At 70.0% G+C, this 5029-nt stretch carries 3 protein-coding genes; all 3 read right to left on the minus strand.

Going from position 1 to position 5029, the window contains the following annotated elements; translation table 11 throughout:
* Position 1: 1 nt before the first annotated feature.
* Positions 2-2950, minus strand: a complete 2949-nt coding sequence (locus tag Q4I23_RS30380) for a methyl-accepting chemotaxis protein (protein WP_498528686.1) — start codon at positions 2948-2950, stop codon at positions 2-4.
* A 123-nt stretch (positions 2951-3073) separates the two neighbouring features.
* The gene (locus tag Q4I23_RS30385; RefSeq protein WP_454019077.1) at positions 3074-3631 is read right to left on the minus strand and encodes a chemotaxis protein CheW; all 558 of its coding nucleotides are present in this window, start codon (positions 3629-3631) and stop codon (positions 3074-3076) included.
* A gap of 10 nt (positions 3632-3641) precedes the next feature.
* Positions 3642-4877: a chemotaxis protein CheA gene (locus tag Q4I23_RS30390; RefSeq protein WP_498528687.1), complete on the minus strand. Its 1236-nt coding sequence runs from the start codon at positions 4875-4877 to the stop codon at positions 3642-3644.
* Positions 4878-5029: the final 152 nt, after the last annotated feature.

Here is a 5029-nt window from a genome sequence, read left to right on the forward strand (position 1 = left end):
GTTATAGTCTCGTGGGCTCGGAGATGTGTATAAGAGACAGGGCCTGGGCCCGCGCTTCGCCGGCGAGTTTGTCCAGCAGGCCCAGCACGATGCCCGACAGCCGGTCGAGATCGGCCAGGGACTGCGCCTCGGCGGCGTCGTCCCCCTGCTCATGGGCGCGCAGGGCGCGCTTGCCGGCCTCGTGGAAGCGGGCGTGCGGTTCGGCGATCCGCTCGAAGGACGGGCAGGAGCGCACGGCGGCGTCGCTCACCGTGTCGTACCATTTTCCCAGACGGCAGCCGTGATGGTCGGCCAGCCGGTCCGCGGTAGCCTCGCCGTGGCCCTGGACGGTTTTCAGCACGGTGTCACGGAAGGTCACATGGTCGATCTTGGTGTTCTCGATCAGCTGGATGTGGCGGGCCAGCTCGGATGCACTGTGGGCGTGGCCGGCGTCCAGCGAGAAGAAGGCCATCTGCTGGCGCAGCTGCCCGGCCTGCTCCTCCAGCGAGCGGGCGGCGGCGGTGCTTTCCTCGACCAGCGCGGCGTTCTTCTGGGTCATCTCGTCCATCTGGGCGACGGCGGTGTTGACCTCGTCCAGGCCGGACGCCTGCTCGGCGGTGGCGCGGGCGATCTCCGACACGAGGTCGGCGACCCGCGCGATGCCCGCCACGATGTCGGTCAGCGAGGAGCCTGCGGAGCGGACCAGCTCCACTCCGTCCTTGACCTGCGCCCCGCTGTCGAGGATCAGCGTCTTGATCTCCTTGGATGCCTGGGCGGAGCGCTGGGCGAGGTTGCGCACCTCCTGCGCCACCACGGCGAAGCCGCGCCCGGCGTCGCCGGCCCGCGCCGCCTCCACCGCCGCGTTCAGCGCCAGCAGGTTGGTCTGGAAGGCGATCTCGTCGATCACCCCGATGATGTCGGAAATCTTCTGCGACGAGCGCTCGATCCCGCGCATCGCCTCCACCGCGCTGGCGGCGACCTGACCGCCCTTCTCGGCGGCGCGCCGGGCGTCGTTGGCGAAGGCGTTGACCTGCTGGGCGTTGTCGGCGTTGGAGCGGACGGTGGCCGCCAGCTCCTCCATGCTCGCCGCCGTCTCCTCCAGCGAGGAGGCCTGCTGCTCGGTGCGCTCGGACAGGTCGAGGCTGCCGTCGGCGATCTCGCGGCTGGCCGCGGCGATGGATTCGGCGGCGCCGTTGATGCGGCGGACGATCTCCGACAGCTTTTCCGCCGTGCCGTTGAAATCGTCCTTCAGGCGCAGGAACACGCCCTCGTACGGCTTGTCGATGCGCCGCGACAGGTCGCCCTGCGACAGCGATTCCAGCATGGCGGCCAGATCCTCGGTCACGCCGGAGACGTTGGCGGCCAGCCGGTTCATGCCCTCGCTGACCAGCCGGAAGAAGCCGGTCTTGCCGTCCAGCGCGATCCGCTGGGTGAAGTCGCCGCGAACGGCGCTGTCCACCATGGCGGCGATCTCCGCCTCGATGGACAGCTCGGCGGTCAGGTCGCGCCATTCGACGACGAGGCCCAGCTTCTCGCCGTGGCGTCCGGCGACCGGGCTGGCGGTGATCTCAAAGCTGCGGCGGCCCGCCTTGACCATGCCCTTGTAGGGGCTGGCGAGGCCGGTCAGGCTGCTGCGCAGGCGCGGAGCCTCGGTGTCGAGCGCGTCGAGAGTCGTCCCGATCAGCCCGGCGGCGTCGAAGGCGGGCAGGGCCTTGCGCAGGTCGCTCTCGGCGGCCTTGAACATCGCCAGGGCGGCGGCGTTGCAATAGGTGACGGTCCCGTCCTCGCCCACCGTCATGATGCAGGACGACACGCGGTCGAGCGCGATTCCCGCCCGCACGGCGGTCACCGCGTCCTCCTTGAAGGCGGCGACCGCGCGGGCCATCGCGCCCAGCTCGTCGCGCCCGTCGGTGTGGGGGACGGTGACCGACAGATGGCCGTCGCTGAGATCGGTCATCACCTTGCGAATGCCCTGGACCGGGTCGGTGATCGAGCGGGCGATGACCTGGGCGGCGCCGATGCCCAGCAGCAGCGACAGGCCGCCCAGCACCAGGGCCAGCAGGACGCTGTTCTCCACCTCGGCCTCGGCGCGGGACTCGATCCCCTTCTGCTCGGCGTGGATGGCGGTGGCGATGGAGTCCAGCGTCGCGCTCAGGGCGGTGACGACCTTGGCGACGACCTCGGCGCGCAGGCGGTCGATCTCCCTGTCGGCGGCGACGGCGTCGCGGAAGGCGGTGCGGTAGTCCGGCGCCCGTTCCGCCACCTCGCGCAGCATCGCCGCCACACGGGGTTCGGTCAGCAGGGCCTGCGCCTCGCGCACATGCTCCAGCATCTCGTCCAGGTTCTTTTCCATCGGCCCCGCGGCGGCGGCGTCGCGCATGCCGAGCGCGCGGTTGGCGAAGAGGCGGGTCAGCACCCAGTGCTTCTCCATCTCCTCCCCGACCAGGGCGGCGTCCTTGTCGCCGGTGGCCTGGGCGCCCTCGACGATGCGCTCCAGCGTCCCGGTGATCTGGGTGCCCAGCGGGTCCATGGTCTGGCGGATGGCCGCGTCGTAGCGGTCGCGGACGACGCGGATCGCCTCGAACTGGGTGTGGTACTCGGTGTGCAGCCGCGCCAGCTCGGCGAAGGCCGCCGCCTGGCTGGAGCGCTGGATGGCCGCGCCGTGAGCGGTCAGCGCCTGATCGAACTCGGTGCGCAGCGCCCGCTGGCGGTTGAGCGCGGCGGGGTCGCCGGACACCAGATAGTCGCGCCCGTGGATGCGCTGGTTGGCGAGCCGGGCCGAGAGGTCTTTGGCGAAGGTGGCGAGTTCGCCGCCGGTGAGCACCGCGTCGACGCTGCCGTTCAGGCTGCGGATGCTCAGCAGGCTGGCGGCGACCTGGGCGGCCAGCAGGGCGAGCAGGAGCGCGAAGGCCAGCCACAGCCGCTTCGAGATGCCCATCGCCCCAACGAACGAACCGATCCCTTTCGCCATGCCATCCCCCTTGCCCGCCGTGTCGTACCGGCGTTAGCCCTTATTTGAAACAAACCCGTGTGAAAAGCCGCGACATGACGCACCCCCGTCGGCGCCTGTCTGGGCACCTCCGTGGGGCGCTGTTCAGGACGCCCGCTCCAGCGCCGGCAGGGCCCTGGTCGCCGAGTCCAGCTCGCTGTTCTCGACGGAGAACAGCTTCTCGACGCTCAGCAGCGTGACCATGCGGTCGTCGGCGGTGTAGAGGCCGCTGAGATACTCGGCGTCGACCATGCCGCCGTCCACGTCGGGCGGCGGCTTGATGGCGTCGTGGCCGATCGCCAGGATGTCGGAGATGGCGTCGACCAGGATGCCGCGGGTGCGTTCTCCCACCTGGATCACCACCACGACGTGGCGCTTGGTGACCGACGTGGCACCGCCGCCGAAGCGGGCGCGCAGGTCGAAGATGGGGATGATGATGCCGCGCAGGTTGATGACGCCGCGCACATAGTCCGGCAGGTTCGGCAGGCGGCTTTCCGGCGTCCAGCCGCGGATCTCGCGGACCGACAGGATGTTGACGCCGTATTCCTCGCTGCCGACGGTGAAGGTGACGTACTGCTCCTCGGCGGCGTTGACCGCCATGACGTCGTTGCGGGCGTCGGTGCGGGTACCGCCGACGGTGGCGAGCGCGGTGGAACTGCTCATCGCTGTGGCCTCAGACCGGTTCGAGTGCGGATGCGGGCAGCGCGGCCACCGGCGGACGCGGCGCCCTGGAGTCCATGTGCCGGCTCATCTCGCGCAGGCCGGCGACGTCCAGGATCAGGGCGACGCGCCCGTCGCCCAGGATGGTCGCGGCGGCCACGCCATCGAGGCGGCGGAAGTTCGCTTCCAGGCTCTTGATGACGACCTGCTGCTGGCCCAGCACCTCGTCCACGACGAGGCCGAGGCGGGAGCCGTCCTCCGTCTCCACCAGAACCACCAAGGCGCGGGTGGGGTCGGCGACGGCGTCGGGGATGCCGAACAGCTGGTGCAGGTAGACCAGCCGCACATACTCGCCGCGGGCCATCATCACGTCGCACTTGCCGACCAGCCCGTGCAGGTCCGCCGCCTTGGGGCGCAGGCTCTCCACGATGTTGGTCAGCGGCAGGACGAAGCGCTCCTCGCCGACCGAGATCACCATGCCGTCGAGCACCGCCAGGGTCAGCGGCAGCGACAGCACGAAGCGCGAGCCCTCACCCGGTGTCGAGTAGACGCCGATGCGCCCGCCGAGCGAGGTGATGTTCCGCCGCACCACGTCCATGCCGACGCCGCGGCCCGACAGGTTGGACACCTGATCGGCGGTGGAGAAGCCGGGCAGGAAGATCAGGTTGTCGATCTCCTCGTCCGACAGGGTGGCGCCCGGCTGGACGAGGCCCTTCTCGATGGCCTTGGACAGCACCTTGGGCCGGTTGATGCCGCGCCCGTCGTCGGTGATCTCGATGACGATGCGGCCCGAGCGGTGCTGCGCCGACAGGTGCACGGTGCCGGCGCGCGGCTTGCCGACGCGCTCCCGCTCCTCCGGCCCTTCCAGCCCGTGGTCGATGGAGTTGCGGATCATGTGGGTCAGCGGATCGACGAGGTTCTCCACCACCGTCTTGTCCACCTCGGTCGTCTCGCCGCTGGTGACGAGCTGGACCTCCTTGCCGGTCGTGGCGGCGCATTCGCGGACCAGCCGCGGCATGCGGGAGAAGACGCTCGACACCGGCTGGGCGCGGATCGACATCACGCTCTCGCGCAGCTCGCGGGTGTGCTGGGCCAGCTGCTCCAGCCCTTCCAGAAGCTCCTGGAACTCGCCGGGGGGCAGCTCGCGCACATGCTCGGCGATCATCGCCTGGGTGATGACCATCTCGCCGACCATGTTGACCAGCCGGTCGATCTTGTCGAGATCGACCCGGATGGTGTGGCTGGTCAGCCCGGCATGCTCCGCCCCGCCGCCGTTGGGGCGCGGACGGGCGGCTTCGGCTTTCTGGGTTTCAGCCCCAGGGGATTTGGGGGACGCTTCGGGGACTGTCTCTTATACACATCTGACGCTGCCGACGATTATACGCGAGTGTAGATCTCGGT

Source organism: Azospirillum sp. UFLA03-27 (assembly GCF_059803775.1).